Raw genomic sequence first — 24,659 nt, forward strand, 5'->3', positions numbered from 1 at the left:
GGATACCGCGGCCCCGCGTCGGGAGACCCGCGTCGGGGACCGCGGGCCCATCAGGCGCGTCAGGCACGCCGGGCCGTGATCAGGGCCGGTGACAGCCGGGCTGCCAGGAACTCCGTCCGGGCCGCTTCCAGCGTGTCCCGGATGAGGTCGGTCGGCCCGGCCCCGTAGATGCCGGCCACACTGCCCCGGAAGATGCGGACGGCCTTCAGACGGTCCGTGAGCAGCGCCACCGCCCACTGCGCCAGGTCGGTGCGGACCACGTCCGCGAAGCCCGCGCGCTCCAGCTCCCGCAGCCGGACGTCGAGCGGGGTCGTGTAGAACACCCCGCGCGGGTGGGTGGCGCGGAACCCCTCCGAGGGCTCTTCACCGCCGGGCGTCAGGCTCACCTCCTCGGTCAGGACGAGCTGCCCGCCGGACCGCAGCAGGCGTCCCGCCTCGCGCAACACCTCGCCGGGCGCGGGGAAGTGCGGCATGGAACCCGTGACCAGCACCACGTCGAGCGAGGCGTCGGCGAGCGGAACGGCGGTGGCGGAGGCGCAGATGTCCGTGATCCCGGTGCGCCCCTGCGCACGGTTGATGCTCCGGCTGACCGCGCAGTGCTCGGGGACGAGGTCGACACCGTGCGCACGCCGCACGGCCAGCCCGCCGGCAGTGATCCGGTCCACCACGTGGCGCAGGGCCCCGCCGAAACCACTGCCCAGCTCGCACAGGTCCAACGGGCCGCCGCCGCGGGCGATCACGGCTCCGGCGACCAGGTCGCAGCCCTGCGGCCCGAAGTGGCCCATCTGATCGATGCCCAGCAGTCCGGCGGGGCCCTCCTCGCCGCTGAACTCGACGACGCTGCGTTCGGTGCGCTCCCAGTCGTGCAGCGCGGGGAACAGCTCCCGGTGGTAGCGGTACTGGGCGTCCCGCTGGCCGGCCGGAGAACCGGCTCCGGGGGTGCGCTCGGGCGCGGGCACCCGTCCGGTGCCGTGTTCCTTCTCCGCGGTGTGCGGGCCGGTGTCCGGCATGGGGACGCTCCTCGGGGTGGGTGCGGTGGTCACAGCACTGGCTCCGCCCCCGGGGGGCGGAACTCGTCGGGCACGGCGGCGCAGACGGAGTCGAGGATCGCGAGGGCCTCCTCGGCCTCCTCGTCCGAGGCGACCAGGGGCGGCAGCAGCCGGAGCACCTGGGGGCGGCCCAGGCACGGCGAGACCACGAGCCCCTTGCGGCCGAGCTCCATCAGCACCTCCCCGGCCGCGGCGGGCGTGGCGAACTCCACGCCCCACAGCAGTCCCCGGCCCCGCACGTGCGTGACCAGGCCGGGGTGCCGGCCGGCGATCCGCGTCAGGCCCTCGGCGAAGAGGCGGCCCAGCGCGGCCCCGCGCGGCGCCAGCTCCTCGACGGCCGTGAGGGCCGCCAGGCCGGCCGCCGCACCGAGCGGATGCCCGGAGAAGGTCGTGGTGTGCACGAACGGATCGGCCGTCAGCGGCGCGTACAGCTCCGGCGTGGCCAGTACCGCGGACAACGGCTGGACGCCGCCGCCGAGGGCCTTGCCGAGCAGCACCGCGTCGGGACGGATGCCGACGTCGGTGCTGACCAGCCGGGGCCCGCACCTGCGCAGCCCCGTCTGGATCTCGTCGGCGATCACGAACGCGCCGTGCGCGTGCGCGGCGTCGGCGAGGGCCCGCAGGAGACCGGGCTCCAACGGCCGTACCCCGCCCTCGCCCTGGACCGGCTCGACGAGGACGGCCGCCACGCCGCCGTCCGCGAAGGCGGCGGCCACCGCCGCCGGATCCGCCGCGATGTGGGTCACGCCGCCCAGCAGGGGTTCCAGGCCGCGGCGGTAGCGTGCGTTCCAGGTCGCGGCCAGCGCGCCGAGGGACTTGCCGTGGTAGGCGCCCTCGACCGCGAGCACGCGGGTGCGGCCCGTGGCGAGACGGGCCAGCTTGAGCGCCGCCTCGACCGCGTCGCAGCCGTTGGTCCCCAGCCACACCTTGGTCAGCTGCCCCGGAGCGCCCCAGTCCGCCAGCCGCCGGGCCAGTTCGGCGGTCGTACGGTTGGCCAGTACCCGGGTCGACACCGGCATCGCGTCCAGTTCACGGCGTACGGCGTCCACGACGGCCGGGTGCCGCTGCCCGAGCAGGGTCACGGCGTAGCTCCCGAAGTCCAGGGCGCTGCGGCCGTCGGAGAGCAGCAGACGCGCCCCCTCGCCGCGCATCTCGACCGCACCGGAGCCGTTCATCCCGTAGACCAGGGCGAGTTGGGGGGACTGGTGGCGGCGCGTGGCGTCGAGCGCCCCCCGGGCGGTCCCGTGCCCGTCGCCAGCGGTCATGGGTGCCGTCCTCTCCTCGTCCGCATCGGCGGCCCGGCGCCGGCGCGATGGGAATACGGGATCCGTCCATGGACGGTTCTAGCGTTCCGTTCCGCCGGTGAGAAGCCGCGTTCCGGCTGTCGGAACGGTCGTTGCGGGAGACCGCGGAGCCCTGGAAGGCTGAGCGGGGAACAGGCGCCCCCGGACCCGGGAATCCGAATCCGCAGGAATACCGGCCCGTAGAAGCGGAATGCGGTGACGCCCGCCTCGAAGAACCCGCGGGGACCCACCCGGACACCTCTCCCGCCCCCGTCGGCCGTCGCATCGGAAAGGTGCACCGAACTCCATGCAGACCACCTCGGAACGTGCCGACGCATTTCCCGATCCGGCAACGCTGGAACACCGCCTGGACTCCTTTCTGGAACAGCGCGGAATCCGCAGGGACGCCGTGCGCCAGGAGGCGGACCAGGGCATGGGCAGCCCGGCGCTCGCGGTCGCCGCCGGATCGGTGCTCGCCGGCTTCGGCAACCACCGCAGCGACCTCGACCTCTTCGTCCTGGTGGAGAACGACCGGCTCACCCGCTTCCCCATCCAGTCCCACGAACACGGCACCCTGATCGACGTCAACATCCGCCGGGCGAGCGCCGTCCGGCAGACCACGGCCGCCCTGCGCGCCGAGCCCTGGCCCCGGTTCGCCTCCGTCGGCGAACCCGGCTGGAACCACAGGCGGCGCGCCATCAACACCGCCAACCGGCTCGCCCTCGGGCTGCCGCTGGTCGCCGCGCAGCCCTGGGACGCCTGGTACGCCGCCCTGCGCCGCCCCTGGCTCGCCGACCTGGTGGAGCAGTGGTGGGCGGTCGAGGCGCACCGGCTCGCGCAGGCCTCCCGCTGGCTGCTCGGCGCCAGGCCCATGGCGGCGGCGGCCCGGGCGCGGGAGGCCGTGGTCGCCGCGCTCAACGCGCGGGCGGCGGCCGGCGGGCAGGTCTACTTCCCCGCCAAGTGGGTGGGGGAGAAACTCAAGGCCCTCGACGACACCGAGGGCCTCGCCGTCCTGCGCGACGCGCTGGCCCCACCCCTCGATCCGCGCGAGCGGGTCCCCCACTGCCTGGGCCTCGTCGAGCGCCTGCTCGGCGACGCAGCCCCGCTCCACGCCGTGCTGCGGTGGTCCACCGGCATCTCGACCACCGTCCTGGACGACCGGACCGTCGTGGACCGGTGGCAGTTGCGCGCCCTCGAAGTCCTCCGGTCCGACCTGCCGCCCGGGGACAGCGACGCGGTCCTCTGGTCGGGCCCCGCCGGCTCCGCACCGCCGGACGACCTGCTGCCCCTGTTCGCCGGCGACATGGTGTGGCTCGGACTGGCCCACCCCGACCCGGAGGTACCCGCGTGACGCCCCGCGGCAGCACCACCGGCCCGGCCGTCCCGACGTCCGGCCGGGCCGCCCCGACCGACCTGCGCCGACTCCTCGCGTTCCGCGCGCACGGCGCCGCACGTCTGCTGCTCGGCTGCCGCGCCCGCCTGGAGGACATCGAGGGCGCCACCGCCGCCGGCCAGACCGAGGTCGCCGTCCTCATGGCCTACGAACTCGTACAGCTCTCCCTGTCCGTACGAGGGCTGCGCACCGAGGGCGAACTGAGCTACGGCCGCGACGAGGCCGCCTCCGACCCCTTCGCCGGCGTCCCGGCCGACGAGGTCGAGGCGGGGCTGCTGCTCGCCGCGCAGGGCCGGGAAGCCGCGACCGGCGACCCCGGGCGCGGCGAGGCGTGGCTGGACCGGCTCCGGGACCACCTGCGGGACACCGAGGCCCTGCTCGGATACCGCGAACCGCTGCCCGACGTCCGCTCCGGCAGCGGCCTGATGAAGGGCTTCAAGCTCGCCCGCACCTGGCAGCCCCACCTCCAGCGCGTCGGCCTCCCCGACCTCCTCCCGGAAGCCTGGACGCGCCGTGCCGACTGATCCGACGCGCCCCGTTGCGCACACACCGCTGCCGCTGAGCGTGCGCGGCGTCGCCAAGCGGTACGGCCGGGCGACCGCCCTGGAGGGCGTCAGCCTGGACATCGCCCGGGGCGAGATCGTCGGTCTGCTCGGGCACAACGGCGCGGGCAAGACCACCCTGATGTCCCTGGTGGCGGGGCTGCTGCGGCCCGATGCGGGGGACATCCGGGTACGGGGCGTCTCCCCGGTCCGCGAACCGCGCCGGGCCCGCCTCCGGCTCGGCCTCGCACCCCAGGAACTGGGCGTGTACCCGCCGCTGACCGTGCGGCAGAACCTCCGCTTCTTCGCGGAACTGGCCGGGCTGCGCCGCCGGGAGGCGGAACGCCGGATCGAGGAGGTCGCGGAGCCGCTCGGCCTCGCCGACCTGCTCGAACGCCGCGTCGGCCGGCTCTCCGGAGGCGAACAGCGACGGGTGCACACGGCGATGGCCCTGCTGCACCGGCCCGAGCTGCTCCTGCTCGACGAGCCGACGGCCGGAGTGGACGTGGAGACCCGGACCCGGCTCATCGCGTACGTCCGCGAGCTGGCCGCCGCCGGTACGGCCGTCTGCTACTCCACCCACTACCTCGGCGAGGTGGAGGAGCTCGACGCGAGCGTGGCCGTACTCGACCACGGCCGTCTCACCGCCCGCGGCACCATCGCCGAGCTGGTGCGCGACCACGGCGACGGCGCGGTGGAACTCACCTTCGCCGGCACCCCGCCTCCCCTGCGCGTCCCCTGGCCGGTCACCCGCGCCGGGGACGTACTGCGCGTCCGGGCCCCCGAGCCGCACCTCGCGGCCCCCGAGGTCCTCGGCGCCCTCGGCGACTCCCTGCCCCGGCTGGTCAACCTGCGGGTGCTGCGGCCCAGCCTGGAGACCGTCTTCCTGGCCCTCGCCGGTCAGCGACAGCAGACCGCCCCCGAGCCCGGTGCGCCGGGCACGCCCACCGCCGCGGCCGGCCGGACCGTGGAGGCGGGGCGCCATGGGTGACGGGTCGGTGCGCCGCATCGCCGCCCTGGTCCGGCAGGACGCCAGACTCCTCGTACGGGACCCGGCGCCGCTCGTCGTCCGCACGGTCATGCCGCTGCTCCTCATGGGCTTCATGCAGCCGCTGTTCCGGGCGGCCCTGCGGGCCGGCGACGTCGAGGACGCCACCGGAGCCGAACAGGCCGTGCCCGGTATGGCGGTGATGTTCCTGTTCTTCCTCGTCACCGTCGTCGGCTTCGCGATGTTCCGCGAACACGGCTGGAACACCTGGGACCGGCTCCGCGCGGGCCCCGCCAGACCGTACGAGCTGGTGGCGGGGCGGATCGTGGTGCCCCTGGCCGTCGCGGTCGTGCAGTTGGCCGTCGTCTTCGGGGCGGGCGGCCTGCTGTTCGGACTGCGGGTGCGCGGTTCGTGGCCCGCACTCGTCGTGGTGGGTGTGCCCCTCGCCCTGTGCGTGGTCCTCGTCGGCATGGCCCTGGTGGCGCTCTGCCGCACGATCGCCCAGCTCAGCGTCTTCGCCAACCTCCTCGCCCTGCTCTTCGCCGGTCTGGGCGGCGCGCTGACCCCGCTGTCGGCACTGCCGCAGTGGGCGCGCCCGTTCGCCCCGGGCGTGCCCAGCTACTGGGCGATGCGCGGCTTCTCCACCGTCATCCTCGACGGCGGCGGCGTACGCGCCGTGCTGCTGCCGGCCGGTGTGCTGTGCGCGTTCGCGGCCGGCCTGACCGTCGTGACCCTGCTCTTCTTCCGGGTCCACCACCGCAAGCTGTCGTGGTCCTGAAGCCGCCCGCCGCCCGCCGCGCGACACCAGAGGGGGACGTCATGCCCGCCGTCGTGGTCTTCGACTGTTTCGACACGCTCGTCCTGTCCCGTCCGCTCCCGGGAGCGGAGCACTTCACCGCCTGCGTGGCCGACGCGCTGGCCCTGGACCCGCGGCGGGCCGGCGAGGTCGTGGAAACGGTCCTCGGTGCCGTCCTCACGGCGATGTCCGACCCGTCCGCGCTCCAGCCGCCGACCCTCGGCCTGCTGGAGACGGCCCTGCGGGAGCGGGGCGAACGGCGCGAGCAGGCCGACCTGGAGCGGGCGCTGTGGCAGGGGCTCGGCTGCGAGGACCCCGGCCAGTACACCCTGTGCGAGCCGGTCGCGGACGCGATGGGCCGCGTCGCCGCGGCGGGGCACACCGTCCGCCTCATGTCCAACTGCTACCTGCCGGGCCCCCTCATGCGAAGGCTCCTCCAGGGCCTGGACGTGCCCGAGGTCTACGAACGGGCCCTGTTCACGGCCGACGGCGGCCCGAAAAAGCCCGACCCCCGCGCATTCCGGCTCATCGGGCAGGGCGCTTTCGAACAGCGGGTCATGGTCGGGGATTCCGGGGAACTCGACATCGAGCCCGCCCGAGCCCTCGGCTGGGACACCGTACGCGTGAATCCCGCGGAACCGGACCCGGCGGAACTCCTCGCCCTCCTGGAACTCTGACGGAACGCCGAGGAACGCCTTTTCCGCAGCCCCGGCCGCACTCCCGTCGATTCGTGTTCCGCACAAAGAAACACCTACTGATAATCCCGCCGCCGTCTGCTTGTCTTCATCCCGTACCGATCGACGACGATCCGTACGCAACCGAACCCCGAGGGGAGAGGCATGACCAATGCCGCCGCGGACGCGACGGAGCGGGCCGGCGACGCCGAGGCCCCCCACCTGGCCCTCCTGAACGCCGGCTGGAGCACGCTCTGGACACCCGGCCCGCCCCGCGAGGACGCCTCGGGCGCCGACCGGATCCGCGACCTCACCGCGAGCGGTTACGCGGCCCTGCCGGTCCCGTGCGAGTTCGGCGGTGCGGGCGCGTCCCTCGTCGAAGTCGCCTCCGCGCAGCGCGCGTTGGGCATGGCCGACCCGTCGGCGGCGATCGCGCTCAACATGCACGCCTTCACCGTCGGGCTGATGGCCGACTACTGGCGCCGCCACCGGGACTCCAGCTGGATGCTGCTGGAGGGGATCGCCCGGACCGGTGCCCTCGTCGCGTCCGCGTTCGCCGAGCCCGGCGGCAGCCCCAACTTCATGAGCAGCCGCTCCGAGGCGGTCCCGACCGGCAAGGGGTACCGGGTCTCGGGCGTGAAGTTCCCCTGCTCCCTCGCCACCACCGCCACCCTCGTGTGCCTGACGGCCCGGGTCGCCGGAACCGACGACACGATCCTCGCGCTGTGCCCCCGCTCGTCACCGGGCCTCACCGTGGAGGGGGAGTGGGCCTCGCTCGGCATGACCACCTCGGACACGGCCGGACTCGTCCTGCGCGACGTGGAGGTGGACGACCGGCTCGTCTTCCACCGCGGCCCCGCGGACGTCATCGACGACAACGTGATATCCGGGATGGTCTGGTTCGCGGTCCTGCTCAGCGCCACGTACCACGGCGTCCTCAGCAGCCTCCTGGACGTCGCGTACCGGCAGGTGGCCGGGGCGGGGACGTACGGCGCGAGGACCGCCCTCCTCGGCCGCGCCACCCGGGAACTGCTGGCCCTCGGCGGGGCCTGCCGCCAACTCGGCAGGGAGGTCGAGTCCGGTGCAGTCGCCGGGCGGGCCGCACTGGCCGCCGCGGTCGGCCTGCGGGCCACGCTCAGCGACACCCGCGACCGGGTGCTGGCCGCTGTGACCCCGGTCATCGGCAGCCGCCTCTACGGGCGCGGGCAGGCCGCCGCCTCGCTCCTCGTGGACTCACTCGCCGTCCACCACCACCCGCCGTCGCTGCTGACGTGCGACGACGTCGTCGGTGCCTTCTGCACGGGACGCGAGATCAGCTTCGACCCGGCCGGCTGAGCCCGCCCGGCCCCCTGTCCGAAGGAGACACAACAACCATGCCCCACGTCGAGGTCAACCTGCCCATCAAGGCCCCGGCGGCCGACGCCTGGCGCGCCGTCACCCGGCTCGAGGACTACGCCGACTACATGGAGAACGTCGAATCGGTGGCCGTGCTCGGCGAGTCGGAGACCGGCACCCGCACCAGCGAGTGGTCCGTCCTGCTGAAGGGCTCCGTGCTCGAATGGGTCGAGGAGGACGAACTCGACGAGGACCGACGCGTCATGTCGTTCTCCCAGGTCTCCGGGGACCTCGACGAGTTCACCGGGTACTGGCGCGTCGACGACGCGGGTGACGGCACCTCGGTCGTCGTCTTCTCGGTCGACTTCGAGATCGGCATACCGCTGCTCGCCGACATGCTGAACCCGGTCGCCGCCAAGGCCCTGCGCGAGAACTCCGAACACATGCTCCGTGCCATCGAGCGGCGGATCACGGTCTCGTGACCCGACCCGCACGCATCCTGGTGACCGGCGCCACCGGCGCCGTGGGGGGCGCCGTGATGCGCGTGCTCGAAGCGGCCGGCCAGCGGGCACACGGCGTCAGCCGCCGAGGCGGGACCGGACCCCGGCAGCACCTCTGGCAGGCCGGCCGGGAGGAGCCGCCGCCCGCACTGCGCGGCCCCTGGGACGCGGTGGTGCACTGCGCCGCCGACACCCGCTGGAACCTGCCCTTCGAAGAGGCCGAACGTGCCAACGTCGCCCCGCTGCGGGCGGTGCTGGGCCTGGTCGGACCGGAGACCCACCTCATCCACCTCTCCTCCTCCTACGCCACCGGCCTCGCCGGGGACATCACCTCCACCTCCCCGGACGCGTACCGCAATTCGTACGAGTGGTCCAAGGCGGCGACGGAACGGCTGGTGCACGCCACCCGTGAGAGCGCCGACATCGTGCGCTTCCCCGTGGTGATGGGAGCCCGCGCCGACGGCTTCCTGGACCGCTACAGCGGCTTCTTCTGGCTTCCGACGTCCCTGTGCAGCGGCGCCGTACCGGCGATGGTGGCCGAGGAGAAGGCCCTGCTGGACATCGTCAGCACCGACGACGTGGCCTGGCACGTCGCACGCCTCGTCGCCGGCGGCGCCCCGACGGGCACGAGAGTGACGGTCCTCGGACGCGGCGACCGGGCCCAGCCGGTCACCCAGGTCTTCGAGACCGTCCGCGCCGCCCTCAACGGCTGGCGCGCCCGGCACGGCGTACCCCTGCTGGAGCGCCTCCCGTCCATGACGCCCGAGCAGTGGAACCGCTTCTACCTGCCCTTCGCCGAGGAGCACCTGGACCGGGCGCAACTGCTGCGGGTCACGGCGTTCCGCGCGTACCAGGGCTACCTGTCGGTCACGGAACCGTTCGAGGTCACCCACCGGGTGCCCGACACCAGCCTGGTCCTCCACCGGTCGATACGCCGCTGGGCCGAGACCCACGAGACCGCCGCCCGCCGGATCCCCCGGCCGTGGCGGACCTGACCGGTACGCACCGCGGACACGGCGCCGCAGGGGACTGCCCGGGGGCGGACGCCGACCCGCCGGGTTCGGAGTGTTGCCGTTCGCCCAGAAAGGAACGATCCGTCATGAAGGACATTCGTGTCGCGCTCGCCGGCGCAGGGAACTGCGCATGGAGCTTCGCCCAGTTCGTCGCCCAGGCACAGGCCGCCCCGGACACCAAACTGCCGGGACTGATGTGCCACACACTGGGCGGCTACCGCCTCGCCGACGTACGGATCGTCGCCGCGTTCGACGTGGACGAGGCGAAGGTCGGACGGCCCCTCGCGGAAGCGTTCGCCGCTCCCGCCATCTCCGCCACCGGCTTCACCGCCCTCGGCGCCGACCGCGACGCCCCGGTCCTCCCCGCGCCCGTGCTCGACGGCCTCGTCGGCCCGCTCGGCGCGGTCGTCCGGCCCGCCCCGGCCGTACGCGACGCCACCCCGGAGGACGTGGCCAAGGCCCTCGTCGAGCACGAGGTCGACGTCCTGGTCATCGCCCTGCCCACGGGCGCCTCCCAGTCCATCCGGATGTTCGCCCAGGCCGCCCTCACCGCCGGGAGCGCCGTCGTCAACTGCACCCCGGAGGAACTGGCCCGGGACGAGTCCGTCGCCCGCAGGTTCGCGGACGCGGGCGTGGTCCTGCTCGGCGACGACCTGCGCAGCCACCTCGGCGCCACCTGCCTGCACACCGCCCTCATCGAGCTGCTCCTCAGCCGAGGACTGGAACTGGAGAGCACCTACCAGCTCAACGTCGGAGGCAACACGGACTTCCTGAACCTCGCGGACACCGCCCGCTCCGCCTCCAAGTTCACCTCGAAGGCCAACGCGCTGCGCGCGGCCGGCATGACCGACGTCGACGGTGTGGCGGGCCCCTCCGGGTTCATCGGCCACCTCGCCGACACGAAGCTGTGCTTCGCCAACGTCACGGCGAAGTCCGTGCTCGGCTCCGAAGTGCGCATCGACATCAAACTCACCGTGGAGGACAGCCCGAACGCCGCCGGCGTCATCGCCAACGCCGTACGCGCCGCCAAGACCGCCGGCGACCGCGGCCTGTCCGGCACGGTCGACGCCCCCTCCCCGCTGCTCTTCAAGAGCCCCCCGCGCGGTCTGCCCGAGTCCGAGGCTAGGACCGCGTTCCTGGACTTCGCCTCCTGAGACACCCCCGGTCACCGAACAGAGAGACGGTCAATGCTGTCCATACAACGGGACTCCCGGTCGATCGAGGACCTGCCCTACGAACTGGTCGAGCGCAAGGGAGTGGGACACCCGGACACCATGTGCGACGCCATCGCGGAGCGCATGTCCCGCTACTACTCCCTGCACTGCCTCAAGGAGTTCGGCGGGGTCGCCCACCACTGGTTCGACAAGGTGACGCTCTACGGCGGCGGCGCGGACACCGACTACCTGCGGGGCGAACTCACCTCCCCCTACCGGGTGATGGTCTTCGGCAAGGCCGCCTTCCGGGTCGGGACCGTCGACATCCCGGTCCAGGAGCTGTTCTTCCGAGCGGCCGCGGACGTCCTGGCGGAGGTCACCACCGGCTTCGACGCCTCCCGCCACCTGGTCGTCGAGCTCGGCGTCGTCGACCACCAGGGCTCGGGCCGGGGCCGCTCCCGCTACCAGCCCGGCTCCTCGCGGGACCTCGTCCCGCTGCGCTCCGGCGGGCTGGTGTCCAACGACACGAACCTCCTGCACGGTTACGCCCCGCTCTCGCGGCTGGAGAGCGTCGTCCTCGGACTGGAGCAGCTCGTCAACGGCGCCTCCTTCAAGGAGCGGCACCCGGACTCGGGGTGGGACGTCAAGGTCTTCGGCAGCCGGCGCCGCGACGCCTTCAGCCTCGTGGTCAACATGCCCTTCCTGGCGGCCCACATCGAGTCGATGGACCACTACCTGGCGCGCAAGGCCGTCGTGCAGGGAGAGCTGGAGCAGTACACCGCCTCCCTGGGCATCCGCGACGTCCGGCTCCTGATGAACGCCACCGACCGCAACGGCCGCCCCTACCTGACCGCGCTCGGCTCCGTCGCCGACACCGGCGACGTGGGCGTCGTGGGCCGCGGAAACCGCGTCAATGGCCTCATCACCCCCATGCGCCCCATGAGTATCGAGGCGCCCGCCGGCAAGAACCCCCTCGACCACACCGGGAAGATCTACAACGTCATGGCCATGAGGCTGGCCCGGCAGGTCCACGAGGAATGCGGCGGACCGGCGCAGGTGCACGTCTTCACCTCCAAGGAGGCCCCGCTGGAGCACCCCGACGAGGTCGTCGTGACCACCCCCGGCGCGGACGAGCCGGCCCTGCGGGCCCTGGTGGAGGCCACCGTCGCGAGCTCCGCCGACCTGACCGTCGAGCTGATCGAGAAGGGCATCACCCTGTGGTGAGCGCCCAGGAGGTGCGCGCCCTCGTCGCGCGGGCGCGCACCACCGGAACGCGTACGGACACCGGGCCGCAGCTCGCCCCGCCCGCAGCCGGCAGCCACTTCGTGGTGCTGGTCAAGCCGGAGGTCATGACCCCCGACCTGGCGGCCGATGCGGCCGCCGGGGCGGCGCGGGTGCTCGGCGGGGCGGACGTGGGCGTACTCCGCGCCGCCGTCGTACCTGCGGGGGACTTCGCCCGGCGCGGGTACCTGCTCCTGCACTACCCGCGGCTGCACCGGCTGGCCGCCGACGGGCCCGAAGCGCTCACCTCCGGTGCCCGGCGGGAACTGCGGTCGCTGATGACCACCGCGGGGACCGGTGACGTCCTCGGGGCGTACGAGGCGATGACGCGGGAGGCGGGCCTCACCCCGCGGGACCTGGACCAACGCTGCCGCTCGGCGGGCGTCCACAAGCTGGGCTCCGGCTCGTACGCATCGGTGACCGTGCTGAACGGCGCCCCCGTGTCCGTGCTGAACGGCTTCCTGCCGGCCCTCGCCGAGGGCTACACGCGCGCCGGAGACCTCGTCGGCCTCCTCGAATGCCACAGCCCCCGCGAGATCGAGGTCCTGCGCAGCGAGGTCCTGGGAGCGCTCCACCCGGCGCACGCGGCCCCGCACTCCCTGCGGGGCGCACTGGGCGCCCTCGCCCGGAGCCGGGGCACCGCCCTCTCCGAGGGCCGCAACGCCGTCCACCTGTCGGCGGGCCACCTGGAGGGCATGTTCCAGGCCTGGCGGTACTTCGCCGCGGCCGACGGGCGGGGCGTCGGGAGCACCGCCTTCGGCAAGGACCTCGCCGAGCGGGGGGTGCCGCAGGCGGCGACGGTGGCGCTCGCCGCCGACCACAACCTCACCGAGGACTCCGGGGAGACGTTCTCGCCGCACGGGGCGACCGAGGGGCTGCACCGCGAGGACGCACTGGACCGGGTACGCGCATGGGCCACCGGAAAGGGGCTGGGAACGACATGAACACGCTAGAACGGGGGCTCGCCGGACGCACCGCGGTGGTGACCGGCGGGGCCCAGGGCATCGGCGCCGCGGTCGTCGCGCGGCTGTGCGCCGAAGGGTGCCGCGTCCTCGTCCTCGACAAGAGCGCCGAGCACGGCCGGGCGGCGGTCAAGGACTGGCGGGAGCGCGGGCACGAGGTGGGCCTCGCGGTGGGCGACGTCGTCGACGAGGACGCCGTACGGGCGGCCTTCGCCGGGGTCCCGGCCGGCTGGCCCGCGCCCACCCTGCTCGTGAACCTCGCCGCGGGTTTCGTCTTCAAGGGCCTCGACGCCACCCCGCAGGAGTGGCGCGCCGCCCTCGATCCGACCGTCGTCGGCCTGTCCCTGGTCACGCGGGAGTTCGTCGCCGCGCTGCCCCCGGACGCCACCGGGGCCGCGATCGTGAACATGGCGTCCATCTCGGCGCACGTCGCGCAGAGCGGGTACCTGACCTACAACACCGGCAAGTCGGCGGTGCTGGGCTTCACCCGCTGCGCCGCCCAGGAACTGGCGCCCCGGGGCGTGCGCGTCAACTCCGTGAGCCCCGGGACCGTGTGGAACGCCAACAACGAGCGCTATCACCGCGAGGCCCTCGGCCTCGACCGGGCCTCCGCCGAGGCGGCCCCGGAGCACGGCGGCAGGTTCCTCCTCGGACGGTTCGCGGACCCGGAGGAGATCGCGGCGCCGATCGCCTTCCTGCTGTCGGCCGAGGCCGGCTTCATCACCGGCACCGACCTCGCCGTCGACGGCGGATACCTGGCGGTGTGAACGTGATCGATCTGCACACCCACCACCAGCGCTGCGGGCACGCCACGGGATCGCTGCGGGACTACGTCACGGCCGCCCTCGACCGGGGCGTCAGGGTGCTCGGACTCTCCGACCACACCCCGATGTTCGCGGAGGAGGAGGACCACGCACTCCCGCGGGTGGCGATGCCGAAGTCGCAGTTCCCCTCCTACATCGCGGAAGCCCTCGCCCTCAAGGAGGAGTTCGCGGGCAGCATCGAGATCCTCGTCTCCACGGAGGCCGACTTCTTCAGCGGCCGGATGGACCCGTACACGAAGGCGCTCGGCGCGTACCCCCTGGACTACGTCATCGGGTCGGTCCACATGTTCGAGGGCCGGGACATCTTCGACGCCACCCGCTGGGAGACCGTCGAGGACGACGACCTCGGCGCGGTCAAGTCGCGCTACTTCCGGGCGGTCGCCGAATGCGCCCGCTCCGGCCTGTTCCACGTCATGGGGCACGTGGACGCGCTGAAGGGCAACCATCCGCGGCTGGGCGCCGTACCCGCGCCCGCCGCCTCCGACGAGATGCTCCGCGCGATCAGGGACTCCGGGGCCGTCATGGAGATCAACACCTCCGGCGGGACGAAGCTGTGCGGCGGCTGGTACCCCGAGTTCGACCTGCTCGAACGGGCCCACCACTTCCGGGTTCCGATCACCTTCGGCTCCGACGCGCACGTCCCCGAACGCGTCGCCGACCAGTACCCGGAGGTGGTCAAGGTCCTCGGGGACATCGGGTTCCGGACCTGGACCGTCTTCCGACGCGGCGCCGCCGTGACCCGCCCGCTGTTCTGACCCGCCGACCGCTGCCCACTGCCCGCCCTACGCCGCCATTTCCGTGGAGACCTCGTGTTCGTCAGTGACCTCGTATCCCGTGACCCGGACCGTGCGACCACCCGGCACCTGCGCGTCCGGGACCAGACGCTGAAGATCGTCACCAACTCGCCCGAGGCCGACGGCCTGGTCTCGGAGACCTTCTGCCCGCCGGGCATGCTCGGCGTGAGCGAGACCGGGCCGGAGGCGGAGCCGGACCTCACGGTCGTGGACGTGGCCCAGGACCCCTCGGAAGTCACCGGGCTGCTCCGTCGGGCGGCCGAGACCGCCCGACGGGGCGAGTACGAACTCACCCGCCACTACCGGCAGCCCCGCTTCGACGGCGAGGGCCACACCGTCTTCGTCCTCCGGGACCAGAACTCCGACGAGGTGGCCGCCCTGGTCCGCACCGAGGGCCGGGTGACGCTCCTGCGCCCCCGGTCCGGGCTGGGGGACCGGTGGCTCACCCGCATCGTCCGTGACGTGGCCACCCGCATCGCCAAGGCCGCGGGCTCACTGGTCCTGCACTCCTCCGCGTTCGTGTACGAGGACGGCGCCTACCTCGTCATCGGCGACTCCGGCGCCGGCAAGTCGACCACGGCCATCGCCCTGGCCCGGCTGCTGCCCTCGGCGGGCTGGATGGGCAACGACCGCATGCACCTCGACCGGGGTGAGGCGGGCTACCGGGTGACGGCCTGTCCGCTGCCGCTCGCCATCAACAAGGGCTCCCTCGACGTCATGGGCGTCACCGACTTCGGGTCCTGGTCCGTACGGGCCGGCCTCCCGCCGGCCGGATCGGACTGGGACCGCTTCCACGGCGAGGACAAGCTGAAGCTGAGTTCGCAGGAGGTCGGCCGGTACCTCGGCGTCCGGGTCGTCCCGGACGCACCGCTGGCCGGAGTGATCCTGCCCCGGGTGGACCGCGGGGCCGGCTACTCCCTCGGCCCGGCGAGCCCCGCCCACACGGCCGAAGTGATCACCCGGAACTGCTTCTCCCTGGACGACAACCTGTACGGCGAGGACTGGCTGGACGTCCCCGTCCGGCGGCGGGCGGCGCCCCCCTCGCTCGACGCGTTCCTCGAACACCTCGCGAAACTGCCCGTGTTGCGCTGCTCCGTGGGCAGCGCGGCCGACGTGGCGACCCTCGCCGCCGACTTCGAGGACCGCGTCCGCAGGTGAAGGCGGCCGCGCCGGGAGGCGGCACGGGAGGCGGCTCGGGAGGCGGCTCAGGATGCGGCCCCGCGGCTCGTCTCCAGCTCCGCGGCCGTCCCCGCGACCAGGTCCAGGTTCTCCCTGAAGCGCGCCCAGAAGCGCTCGACCCAGCCGAGGTACCAGGCACCCAGGCCCGCGTCGCGCCGCCCCAGCAGGGTGACGTGACCGTGCCTGGGCAGGAACCACAGGGCGCCGAGCCGGGCCAGGTCGGGGGCGTCCGCGTACGGCGTCCCCAGACGGGTGCGCAGCCCGGCCAGGAAGCGTCCCGTCGCCCCGGGGTCCAGGACGAAGTCACCCCGTCCGAGGCGGCAGGAGAGCCACAGCGCCTTGCCCGCGTCGGCCGGCCGCCGGGAGAACCCGGCCTCGTCCCAGTCGATCACCGTCAGCCGGCCGGAGCCGTCCGAGACCAGGTTCCGGCCGTGCAGGTCGCCGTGGTGCACCAGCAGGCCCTCCTGCTCCGTCAACCGCAGTGCAGCTGAGCGGAGTTCGCCGAGATGACCGTCCACGGCGCGGCCCAGGTCCCGCCACCGACCGGTCAGCAGCGGCTCCACGAGGGAACGCTCCGCCTCCGCCCCGGACAGCCACGCCGAGGCGTAGTCCCCGACCAGCGCGTCCTCGGCCGCCAGCCCGTCCGCGCGCGCCGCCAGGTCCGCCAGGACGTCGACGACCCCGGCGATGTGCCGCCGCGCGTCGTCCGAGGGCGCTCCGGGGGCGTACGGACGCACCACCACCAGCCGGGGCCGCTCCGCCCGGTCGAAGCCCGCGTCGAGCACCGGCGGGTACCAGGGCGCGCCGCGCAGGGCCGCGTCCACACGCCCGATCCGCCGGAGCTCGGTGGCGGAGGAACGCTCCGGGCAGTGCACCTTCACCGACAGCGGCCGGCCGCCCCACTCCACCCGCCACGAGGCGTTGAGGCCCCGGCCGTCGAGGGGCCGGGCCTGCCCGGCGGCGACGAGTTCCACGACCCGGGCGACCGTGGGCCGCGCGGCCCCGGTCACGAAGGCCGGCCCGCCGCCGCCCCGCCCTCGAACCAGTCGGTCACCGCCGAGACCAGCTCGTCCAGTGACCGGGCGCTGTCCAGCCGCAGCACCGGACAGGTGAGCCCCGCCAGCCACCGCTCGTCCTTCGACTGGCGGGCCGGCACGTCGGTGTCCTCATAGCCCCGCGCCCAGTCCATGAAGTCGTGGTGGGCCGTCTCCAGCGCGCCGCCGGACTCGATGTGCTCCCCGTACCGGACGACCTCGCGGCGCAGCAGCCGCTCCATCCGGACCTGCGGGTCGATGGTGAGGAACACGACGCCGTCGGCCTGCGCGATGACGCTGTCGCCCCAGCCCCGCAGCGTCCCGGACAGCACCCAGGAGGCCCGCGGCACGAACAGCGCGTTCATCAGCGCCAGGCGTTCCCCGACGGGCCGCTTGTGGGTGTAGGGCGGAACGGTCGGCAGCCACAGGTAGTCGTCCACGTCCGCGTGAGCGGCCGCCCACAGGGTCGCGAGCGCGCGGCCGAGGGTCGTACTGCCCGCTCCGCTCGGCCCCGTGACGAGCAGTCGGTGCGTGTGCATCCGCCGCGTCCCCCTCCTCGGGTCTCCCTTGACCGGGCGCACCAGCCTAACCGCCGGGCCCGCCCTGCAACACCGCGCACGGGAGGACGGAAACGCCCCGCCGGCCCCCGTCCCGGTGGCGCGGTCCGGACAGATCCCCGCGCTGCGGCTACGCTCGCCGCCATGCCGAATGCACTCGTGTCCGGTGTCTCCCGGGGCCTCGGGGCCCAACTGTGCCGTGCGCTCGCAGCCGCCGGCTACCGCGTCCTGGGCGTGGGCCTGTCGCCGTCGCCGCGCGGCGACCACGTCGACGACTACCGGGTCGTCGACCTGCGCGAGCCGCTCGCCGAGGACCTCTTCGCGGGCGAGGACGTCGACGTCCTGGTCAACAACGCGGGCGTCTACCTGGACGACCCCCGGGGCGGCTACGGCGACCTGTTCTCGCTCACCCCGCGGGACCTGCGGGACACCTTCGAGGTCAACCTGTTCGGCACCGCCCGCCTGGTGCTGCGGTACGCACCGCGGATGCTCGCCCGCGGCTCGGGACGGATCGTCTGCGTCTCCTCGGGCATGGGACGCCTCCAGGACGCCGACGGGGCCTCCTTCGCCTACCGGTCCTCCAAGCTGGCGGCCAACTCCCTGGTCCTGTCGGTGGCCCGGCACTTCGCCGCCACCCCCGGAGACCTGGCCGCCTTCGCGTACTGCCCGGGATGGATCCGGACCGACATGGGAACGCCCGCCGCGCCGCACGAGCCCGCTCCGGCGGCCGACGACCTGGTACGGCTGCTGGACGTGCCCGCCGCCCGGTCCAACGGCAGGTTCTTCCGGGGGCTCGACGAACTGGGCTGGGACACCCGCGGGCCGATGGTCGCGGACCCCGACTGATTCCCATGTCCGTTCCGCTCTGCGGAATCGCCCGGGACAGGCCCCGCGGTCCTTGTCATGATCGACCGAGCAGACCGGGACCCGGCGCGACTGCGGGCCCCCACCCAGACACGGGGGTGACAGACGGCATGACTTCGAGCACACCCGCCCACCGGTACACCGTCCGCTCACACGTCGCGAGGACCGGCCTGACGTGCTCGCCGTCCGTGGCCGAGCACATCGACCGCCTGGCGCGTCCCTACCTGGCCCTCGAACCGGGCCCCTGCCCGGCCGGGGCCTGGGAGGTCGTCGCCGGGATCGAGCCCCCGCGCAGCGCCGTACCGGAAAGGGTCACCGCGCAGGGCGAGGTGGGCGTCCAGTACGCCGTCGACCACGCCCACAGGACCCTCTACCACCGGGCCCCTGCCGGCGAGGACTGGGTCACCCAGTCCCTGCTGCGGGCCACGCGGGCGATCCACCGCTCGGCGGCGAGCCGGCGGGGCATGCTCTTCCTGCACGCGGGGCTCGTGGAACTGGACGGGCTCGGCATCGCGCTCGTCGGCGGCAGCCGGGCGGGCAAGACCACCTTCGTCATGGCGAGCGTGCTGCGCGGCGCGGGCGTCATGGTGTGCAACGACGACGTGAGCCTCACGGCGGAACCGGACGGGAGCGGCGTGCTCGGCGCCGGGTGGCCGCGGTCGGTCTCCGTACGGCTGGACACCCTCGACCTGCTTTTCGGCCGGGAGAAGGCGCGGGACGTGCTGACCTCGCTCACCCACCCCGCGAACCGGACGCTGGCGAGCCTGCAGGAGTCGGGTGTCGAGGAGCACGGGACGGCCCTGATCTACCCCTGGGAGTACGCGGCCCTGCTCGACACCCGCATCGGCCGCTCGGCCGGGGTCGACGCGATCGTCCACCTGAGCCTCGCCGACGACCCGTCGGAGACGGGCGTGACGGACGTACCGCCGGCCGAGCGCGCCGGACTGCTGGATCGGCACGTCCTGGGCCTGCCCAACAAACACCTCAACATCTTCGGCCACGCACCGGACGGCGCCGGCGCCGACAACCGGACCCGCGAAGCCCTCACGGCACTGCCCACCTTCCGCTTCCGGTACGCGTTCAGGGACGTCAGCCGGGAGGTCGCGCGGCTCTCGGCCCACCTCCGCCCCCGGGTGCCGGCGCCGGGACGCCCGGCGGAGCACCGCCTCACAGCCCGAGCCGCACCGGCCGTTCAGGGACGCCACCGGTGAGCAGGGCGGTGAGCGGGGTGCCCAGATCGCGCGGGGAGAACAGGTCCGGGCCGCGGTACCCGACGACCTCCGGGGCCCGCCACCAGTGCGTGCCCGTGATGTTCTCGGCGGCGAGCTCCTCGTTCGTCAGCTCCCCGCGCGGCGCGAAGGACGCGGTGCGCACCAGGTAGTAGTCGTTGACGACACCGTCGTACCCCCGGCTGACGGCGGGATCGACGATCTCCTGGTGCCACACGTGCGGCGGATCGCCGCCGTCGAGGGCGAGGCCCACCTCCTCGCGCAGCTCCCGGTGCAGGGCGTCGAGCGGGCCCTCCCCGGGGGCGAGGCCCCCGCCGGGCGCCGCCCACAGGACGACCCTCCCGGCCGGTTCCCGGAGGACGAAGCGGCACAGCAGCACGCGGTCCTCCTCGTCCAGCACGATCGCGCGCACCGAGTGCCGAAGCTTCAGCGAAGTCACCGCAACACCCTACGCGCGCGCCGCACGAGGCGCCGCTCCACCAGCTCCACCCGCTCCACCAGCTCGTCCCGGCCGGCCCCCGGCGGGACGCCCCACCCGACAGAGAGGGGCAGGGCAGCCGTGCTCTCCTTCCGTACCCACGTCGCCGCGGTCACCGGCATGGACGACTTCGACGAGGAGGCCGTCCTCGCGAAGATCCACCTCGTGGAAGACGACATCCTGGTGCTGTCCGGCTCGCTCGTGGACGGCTCGGGCACCCCGTCCTCGGACTTCGACTTCTGCGTCCTCGCCCGGTCGAAGGACGAGCGGTTCCACCGCGACACCTTCCCCCGCGACCAGCACATGCGGTACTACACCAGCGGCGACCGGGTGAAGGCCAGCTTCGACTACCTCCCCCACAGCCTCCTCGGAGTGGACGTCGAGTACTGGACGGTCCAGGAGGTCTTCGCGATGCTGGCCGCGCACGACCAGCTCTACGCCCAGATGCGGACCCGCGCCCGCAAGTCCTCCGGATTCGCTGCGTCGGCCGTCGACTTCCGGGTCCTGTCACGGCTCACGTACGCGGTCCCGCTCACGAACGCCACCGAGTTCGAGGAGCTCGCCGCCCGGGTCCGTCCCGGGGAGATCGCCTACACGGCCTTCCGGGCGGCGGTCGGCAGCTACCCCGACTTCCGCGACCTGGCCGGCATGTGGGCGCAGGGAGACCACGAAGCGGCGCTGATCGCGGCGCGCAAGCTCGGCGTCGACACCTTCCGGGGCCTGACCCACGTCCACGGCAACACCAACCGCAACCCGAAGTACCTGGGCCGCTTCCTCGCACGCTCCCCGCTGCCGACCGAACTGACGTCCCGGTTCCGCGCATTGAACGCGTACGGCACCGGGGCCGCGGGCGACCCGGCCGCCGCGGTCCTGGAATGGCTCGACCTCATCGACCTCGCCTTCGCCGAGATCCGCACGGGGCGCGAGAAGGCCGAGGCGTTCGTCGGCCGCACGGAGTTCCTCGACCTGCTGAGGAACGAACTGCACGAAAGCATGACCTGGAACGCCGAGATCTCCAACGAGTACTGCTTCCGCGCCCGCGAAGCCGAACCGGGCCTCCCCTCCCTGCGCGAGCTGCTCTCCGCCATGACCGCACGCGACGCCGCTGCGCACCACCTGCCGATCCGGGAATGGGCCAAGGGCCGCGCGGCGCCCGCCGGGGAGAACAACAAGTCCGCCTGACCGGGCCGTCGGGCCCTTTGTCGAACGCCTGGGGGGAGACGCCCTTGTGCCGGATCTACGGCTACTTCGGATCCGATCGCGACGTGCGCGCGCTCGACGCCGCGCGCGACGCCCAGCTGTCGGGCGGCCCCGACCGGCAGGCCCACGTACGGGGCGGGGGCTGGGGCCTGGGCTGCAACCGCCTCGCGATCCAGGACCCGGCGCACGGCCGGCAGCCGTTCGCCAACGCCGACGGCTCGGTGCACGCCGTGTTCAACGGCGAGATCTACAACTTCCGCGCCATCAGGCGGGAGCTGGCCGCGCACGGGGTCCACGTCGAAGGCGACTCGGACGGCTCGGTGCTGCTGCCCTACTACGAACTGCACGGCGACCGCTTCGTGGAGCGGCTCGAAGGCATGTACGCCATCGCCCTGGTGGACCTGCGCTCCGGGCGGCGGCTGAAACTGTGGAGCGACCCGCTGGCCGTCAAGAGCCTGTACTACGAGGCCACCGCGCACGGCGTCACCTTCGCCTCCGAGCCCGGCGGCCTCGCCGCCCTGCGGACGGGCCGCCCGGAGGTCGATCCGTTCGCCGTCGACCACTACATGAACTGGCAGTGCCTGCCGCCCGGTACGTCGCTCCACCGCGGGGTGTCCTCCCTCAGGCCGGGCGAACACCTCGTCCACGACGGCCGTCTGGCCACCGTCGGACCGTGGCGGCGCAGGGACGCACCCGCGCCGGACGACACCTGCACGGCGGAGCGCCTCGGCTCACTGCTGACGGAGGAAGTGGAGCGGATGTCCAGCCAGTCCGCGCCGGTGGCCGTACAGCTCTCGGGCGGGCTGGACTCGGCCGTCCTCGCCACCCTGCTGGCCCGCCGGCGCCCCGACGTGACCGGCTTCCACGTGACCCACGAGGGCGGCCACCCCTCCGACGAGGAGGACTACGCGCGGGACGCCGCCGCGCACGCCGGCATCCCGCTCGAAGTCGTCGAGATCCGGGAGGCGGACGTGCCCGACCTGGTCCCGCCCGTGGTGGCGGCGCTGGGCTCCCCCAACGCGACCCCCCACGCCCTGAGCGCGTACGTCCTCTTCCGGGAGATCGCGCAGCGGTCCTTCCGGGTGTGCTTCGTTGGCGACGGCGCGGACGAGCAGTTCGGCGGCTACCGCCGCTACAGCACCGCGCTCGCCGCCGGCGACGACACCTGGCGGGAACGCTACCTGGACCGGCTTTCACTGGTCCCGCGGGCCCGCTACCGCCGGCTCTACACCCCCGAGTACCGGGCGCTGCTCGACTCCGCCGGGAGCAGCCGCGAACGCGCACGGGAACTGCTCGGCCGGCCGGCCCCCTCGCGCCTGGAGCAGTTGCTGACCTTCGACCGGCTGCACAAACTGCCCGGCCTCAACCTGCGCAAGCTCGACCACCTCTCCATGGCCCACGCGATCGAGGGCCGCGTCCCCTACTGCCAGCCGGCCGTCACGGACTTCGCGCGACGCACCCCCGACGGGCTGAAGACCACGGAGAGCCGGCGCAAACAGATCCTCTGGGACGCCGGCGGCCCGCTCGTCCCGGAATCGGTGCGGACGCGGCAGAAGCAGCCCTTCACCTTCCCCGTCGAGGCCTTCCTGGCCCCGGGCACCACGCTCTGGGAGTTCGCGACCGACGTCCTGGCCCGGCCCCGGTTGTGCAGCGCCGGACTCCTGAGCGGTGCCGCGGTGCGCGAGGTCCTGGACGAACACGCCGTGCACCGCGACCAGGCCCGTCTGGTGTGGGGCCTGATGGTCCTGGAACTGGCCCTTCCCTGACAAGACGCCCATCCGGGCCGTGCACGCGCGGTAACGTCCCGAAGTCGGGCAGAACCCTTCAAGAGAGAGGCGCGCCGGTGCGCAGCATCCACGTCGTCACCCACCCGGAGGCGAGTCACCACGTCGAGGGCCTGGTCGGTGGCTGGCACGATTCGACCCTCACCGCCGAGGGCCTGCGCGAGGCGGCCGCGATCGCCCGCGCCCTGAGGGCCGAAATCCCCGCGGGCGCGGAGGTCGAGCTGATCTCCTCGGACCTCCTGCGGACCCGGCGCACCGCGCAGGAGATCGCCGCGCTGTTCGGCGTGGAGACGGTCCTGGACCCGCGGCTGCGGGAGAAGTCGTACGGAGAGGCCGAGGGCAGGCCGCAGGAGTGGCTGGACAAGAGGTTCGTCCCGCCGCCCGCGACCGGCGACCGGATGGGGCACGACGAGGGCATCGAGGGAGCGGAGACGCGGGCGGCGTTCGCCGGCCGGATCTACGAGGCCATGGAAGAGATCCTGCGCCGTCCGTACGAGCACCAGGTCATCGTGACCCACGGTTTCGCCCTGACCTTCGTCGTCGCGGCCTGGATCGGCATGCCGGTCGAGTCGCTCGGCCACGTCAACCTCCGGGCCCCGTCCGGGAGCATCACCCACCTGCGCGAGGACGACTTCTTCCACAACCGCCAGCTCGTCCGCCTCGGAGACACCCGCCACCTCGAAGACTGAGGGAGACGCGCGTCACATTCTCCTCGCCCCCGAGCCGGGCGCGGGCGCCCGACGGCTCGGCCCGCGCGCGGCGGCGGCCGTCCGGCCGCCCGCGCAGCCGCAGAGCAAGGTGATGCGGCTGTCGCCGCCCGGCCGACCCGGGGCGAATCCTCATTTATGCTTCAAGGCGGCCGCGGGTCAGTGGCTCGTAGCTGTGCGCGACAACGGGGAGCGGTTTGTCCGGCCGGGCCGAGGAGAGCGGCCTGCGCCGGGTCCTTGGTCCGGACGGGATCAAAAGACGCTGATCATGAAGGTCTTGGGGAATCGGGTGACCGGCGACATGCGTCTCAGCGGTGCGGGGCGCCCGACCCACCCGCCCGCGAACAGAAGACCCCCAGGGAGAAGTGAGGTATGCCAGTGATCTGCGTCGGAGGCATGATCGGAATCGGCAAGACGAGCGTGGCCGAACTGCTCGCCAAGGAGCTGGGCAGCCAGGTCTTCTACGAGAGCGTGGAAGACAACCCGATCCTGCCGCTCTTCTACACGGCGAGCCCCGAGGAGATCCTGGCGAAGCGCTACCCGTTCCTGCTCCAGCTCTACTTCCTCCAGACGCGGTTCGCCGCGATCAAGGAGGCGTACAAGCAGGGGGACAACGTCCTCGACCGGTCCATCTACGAGGACTGGTACTTCGCCAAGGTCAATCACGACCTGGGCCGGATCAGCTCCCTCGAGATGCAGGTGTACGAGGGGCTGCTCGACGAGATGATGCGCGAGATCGAGGGCCTGCCGTACCGCAAGGCACCCGATCTCATGGTCTACCTCAAGGCGGACTTCGAGACGGTGCTGCACCGCATCGGGCTGCGGGGCCGCGATTTCGAGCAGGACGAGAGCCTCGTCGAGTACTACCGGACGCTGTGGTCCGGCTACGACGACTGGGTGCACGAGCACTACTCGGCCAGCGAGGTCCTCGTCGTCGACATGAACAACACGGACGTGGTGAACAACGCCGAGGACGCGGCCCGCGTGGTGCGCGAGGTCAAGGACGCCCTGGTCGCGTCCGGTCGCCGGGGCTGAAGCC

At 73.3% G+C, this 24,659-nt stretch carries 25 protein-coding genes; 20 read left to right on the forward strand and 5 right to left on the reverse strand.

Annotated features, from left to right (window positions below):
* Nucleotides 1-59 precede the first annotated feature (59 nt).
* Together ACSHWO_RS33550 and ACSHWO_RS33555 are read right to left on the reverse strand one after the other, a co-directional pair.
* Complete coding sequence (locus ACSHWO_RS33550; RefSeq protein ID WP_438318213.1) at nucleotides 60-1,010, reverse strand: class I SAM-dependent methyltransferase; 951 nt, start codon at nucleotides 1,008-1,010, stop codon at nucleotides 60-62.
* Between the two features lie 29 nt (nucleotides 1,011-1,039).
* Nucleotides 1,040-2,314, reverse strand: coding sequence for an aspartate aminotransferase family protein (locus ACSHWO_RS33555; protein WP_385848910.1), 1,275 nt, complete (start codon nucleotides 2,312-2,314; stop codon nucleotides 1,040-1,042).
* A gap of 325 nt (nucleotides 2,315-2,639) precedes the next feature.
* On the opposite strand from ACSHWO_RS33555, the gene ACSHWO_RS33560 reads away from it, so the two are divergent.
* From ACSHWO_RS33560 to ACSHWO_RS33625, 14 genes are all read left to right on the forward strand, one after another.
* Nucleotides 2,640-3,683 carry a hypothetical protein gene (locus ACSHWO_RS33560; protein ID WP_438318217.1) on the forward strand — a complete coding sequence of 348 codons (1,044 nt, stop codon included), beginning with the start codon at nucleotides 2,640-2,642 and terminating at the stop codon, nucleotides 3,681-3,683.
* Nucleotides 3,680-4,249: a hypothetical protein gene (locus ACSHWO_RS33565; RefSeq protein ID WP_438318220.1), complete on the forward strand. Its 570-nt coding sequence runs from the start codon at nucleotides 3,680-3,682 to the stop codon at nucleotides 4,247-4,249. The genes ACSHWO_RS33560 and ACSHWO_RS33565 overlap by 4 nt, the downstream gene beginning before the upstream one ends.
* The gene (locus tag ACSHWO_RS33570) at nucleotides 4,239-5,258 is read left to right on the forward strand and encodes an ABC transporter ATP-binding protein (protein ID WP_385848907.1); all 1,020 of its coding nucleotides are present in this window, start codon (nucleotides 4,239-4,241) and stop codon (nucleotides 5,256-5,258) included. The genes ACSHWO_RS33565 and ACSHWO_RS33570 overlap by 11 nt, the downstream gene beginning before the upstream one ends.
* Complete coding sequence (locus ACSHWO_RS33575; RefSeq protein ID WP_385848906.1) at nucleotides 5,251-6,033, forward strand: ABC transporter permease; 783 nt, start codon at nucleotides 5,251-5,253, stop codon at nucleotides 6,031-6,033. The genes ACSHWO_RS33570 and ACSHWO_RS33575 overlap by 8 nt, the downstream gene beginning before the upstream one ends.
* A 41-nt stretch (nucleotides 6,034-6,074) precedes the next feature.
* The gene (locus tag ACSHWO_RS33580; RefSeq protein WP_438318223.1) at nucleotides 6,075-6,728 is read left to right on the forward strand and encodes an HAD family hydrolase; all 654 of its coding nucleotides are present in this window, start codon (nucleotides 6,075-6,077) and stop codon (nucleotides 6,726-6,728) included.
* Nucleotides 6,729-6,890: 162 nt separating this feature from the next.
* On the forward strand, nucleotides 6,891-8,060 hold the full coding sequence (locus ACSHWO_RS33585; protein ID WP_438318226.1) for an acyl-CoA dehydrogenase family protein: 1,170 nt from the start codon (nucleotides 6,891-6,893) through the stop codon (nucleotides 8,058-8,060).
* A gap of 38 nt (nucleotides 8,061-8,098) precedes the next feature.
* A complete protein-coding gene (locus ACSHWO_RS33590; RefSeq protein WP_438318229.1) occupies nucleotides 8,099-8,542 on the forward strand; it encodes a type II toxin-antitoxin system RatA family toxin in 444 nt (147 codons plus the stop codon).
* A complete protein-coding gene (locus ACSHWO_RS33595) occupies nucleotides 8,539-9,555 on the forward strand; it encodes an NAD-dependent epimerase/dehydratase family protein (protein ID WP_438318232.1) in 1,017 nt (338 codons plus the stop codon). The genes ACSHWO_RS33590 and ACSHWO_RS33595 overlap by 4 nt, the downstream gene beginning before the upstream one ends.
* A 104-nt stretch (nucleotides 9,556-9,659) precedes the next feature.
* Nucleotides 9,660-10,727 (forward strand): inositol-3-phosphate synthase, encoded by a 1,068-nt coding sequence (locus tag ACSHWO_RS33600; protein WP_438318235.1) that lies wholly within the window; start codon nucleotides 9,660-9,662, stop codon nucleotides 10,725-10,727.
* 33 nt (nucleotides 10,728-10,760) lie between these two features.
* Nucleotides 10,761-11,951 carry a methionine adenosyltransferase gene (locus ACSHWO_RS33605; protein WP_438318238.1) on the forward strand — a complete coding sequence of 397 codons (1,191 nt, stop codon included), beginning with the start codon at nucleotides 10,761-10,763 and terminating at the stop codon, nucleotides 11,949-11,951.
* A complete protein-coding gene (locus tag ACSHWO_RS33610) occupies nucleotides 11,948-12,952 on the forward strand; it encodes a hypothetical protein (protein WP_438318241.1) in 1,005 nt (334 codons plus the stop codon). Before ACSHWO_RS33605 ends, ACSHWO_RS33610 begins: the two co-directional genes overlap by 4 nt.
* Nucleotides 12,949-13,737 carry an SDR family NAD(P)-dependent oxidoreductase gene (locus ACSHWO_RS33615; RefSeq protein WP_385848898.1) on the forward strand — a complete coding sequence of 263 codons (789 nt, stop codon included), beginning with the start codon at nucleotides 12,949-12,951 and terminating at the stop codon, nucleotides 13,735-13,737. The genes ACSHWO_RS33610 and ACSHWO_RS33615 overlap by 4 nt, the downstream gene beginning before the upstream one ends.
* A complete protein-coding gene (locus tag ACSHWO_RS33620; protein WP_438318244.1) occupies nucleotides 13,734-14,549 on the forward strand; it encodes a histidinol-phosphatase in 816 nt (271 codons plus the stop codon). Before ACSHWO_RS33615 ends, ACSHWO_RS33620 begins: the two co-directional genes overlap by 4 nt.
* Nucleotides 14,550-14,603: 54 nt before the next feature.
* Nucleotides 14,604-15,746 carry a hypothetical protein gene (locus tag ACSHWO_RS33625; protein ID WP_438318247.1) on the forward strand — a complete coding sequence of 381 codons (1,143 nt, stop codon included), beginning with the start codon at nucleotides 14,604-14,606 and terminating at the stop codon, nucleotides 15,744-15,746.
* Between the two features lie 47 nt (nucleotides 15,747-15,793).
* On the opposite strand, the gene ACSHWO_RS33630 is transcribed toward ACSHWO_RS33625, so the two are convergent.
* Nucleotides 15,794-16,777 (reverse strand): aminoglycoside phosphotransferase family protein, encoded by a 984-nt coding sequence (locus ACSHWO_RS33630; protein WP_438318250.1) that lies wholly within the window; start codon nucleotides 16,775-16,777, stop codon nucleotides 15,794-15,796.
* On the reverse strand, nucleotides 16,774-17,340 hold the full coding sequence (locus ACSHWO_RS33635) for a hypothetical protein (RefSeq protein WP_404242805.1): 567 nt from the start codon (nucleotides 17,338-17,340) through the stop codon (nucleotides 16,774-16,776). Before ACSHWO_RS33635 ends, ACSHWO_RS33630 begins: the two co-directional genes overlap by 4 nt.
* Before the next feature lie 162 nt (nucleotides 17,341-17,502).
* Between ACSHWO_RS33635 and ACSHWO_RS33640 the strand changes: the two genes are divergently transcribed.
* A complete protein-coding gene (locus ACSHWO_RS33640; protein ID WP_438318254.1) occupies nucleotides 17,503-18,204 on the forward strand; it encodes an SDR family NAD(P)-dependent oxidoreductase in 702 nt (233 codons plus the stop codon).
* Nucleotides 18,205-18,332: 128 nt separating this feature from the next.
* Nucleotides 18,333-19,433 carry a hypothetical protein gene (locus ACSHWO_RS33645; protein ID WP_438318257.1) on the forward strand — a complete coding sequence of 367 codons (1,101 nt, stop codon included), beginning with the start codon at nucleotides 18,333-18,335 and terminating at the stop codon, nucleotides 19,431-19,433.
* Here the strand turns inward: ACSHWO_RS33645 and ACSHWO_RS33650 are convergent.
* Nucleotides 19,390-19,890, reverse strand: coding sequence for an NUDIX domain-containing protein (locus ACSHWO_RS33650; protein WP_438318260.1), 501 nt, complete (start codon nucleotides 19,888-19,890; stop codon nucleotides 19,390-19,392). The genes ACSHWO_RS33645 and ACSHWO_RS33650 overlap by 44 nt on opposite strands.
* 120 nt (nucleotides 19,891-20,010) lie before the next feature.
* Between ACSHWO_RS33650 and ACSHWO_RS33655 the strand changes: the two genes are divergently transcribed.
* The 4 genes from ACSHWO_RS33655 to ACSHWO_RS33670 all read left to right on the forward strand — a co-directional run bounded on the left by ACSHWO_RS33655 (nucleotide 20,011) and on the right by ACSHWO_RS33670 (nucleotide 24,655).
* Entirely contained in the window at nucleotides 20,011-21,111 is a 1,101-nt protein-coding gene (locus ACSHWO_RS33655; protein WP_438318263.1) for a hypothetical protein, read from the forward strand.
* A complete protein-coding gene (gene asnB, locus ACSHWO_RS33660; protein WP_438318266.1) occupies nucleotides 21,060-22,895 on the forward strand; it encodes an asparagine synthase (glutamine-hydrolyzing) in 1,836 nt (611 codons plus the stop codon). The genes ACSHWO_RS33655 and asnB overlap by 52 nt, the downstream gene beginning before the upstream one ends.
* A 77-nt stretch (nucleotides 22,896-22,972) precedes the next feature.
* Nucleotides 22,973-23,602, forward strand: coding sequence for a histidine phosphatase family protein (locus ACSHWO_RS33665; RefSeq protein ID WP_438318269.1), 630 nt, complete (start codon nucleotides 22,973-22,975; stop codon nucleotides 23,600-23,602).
* Nucleotides 23,603-23,992: 390 nt separating this feature from the next.
* Nucleotides 23,993-24,655 (forward strand): deoxynucleoside kinase, encoded by a 663-nt coding sequence (locus tag ACSHWO_RS33670; protein WP_361099680.1) that lies wholly within the window; start codon nucleotides 23,993-23,995, stop codon nucleotides 24,653-24,655.
* Nucleotides 24,656-24,659: the final 4 nt, after the last annotated feature.

The organism is Streptomyces pallidus (ex Mingjun et al. 2026) (assembly GCF_051550185.1).
Classification (GTDB): Bacteria; Actinomycetota; Actinomycetes; order Streptomycetales; family Streptomycetaceae; genus Streptomyces.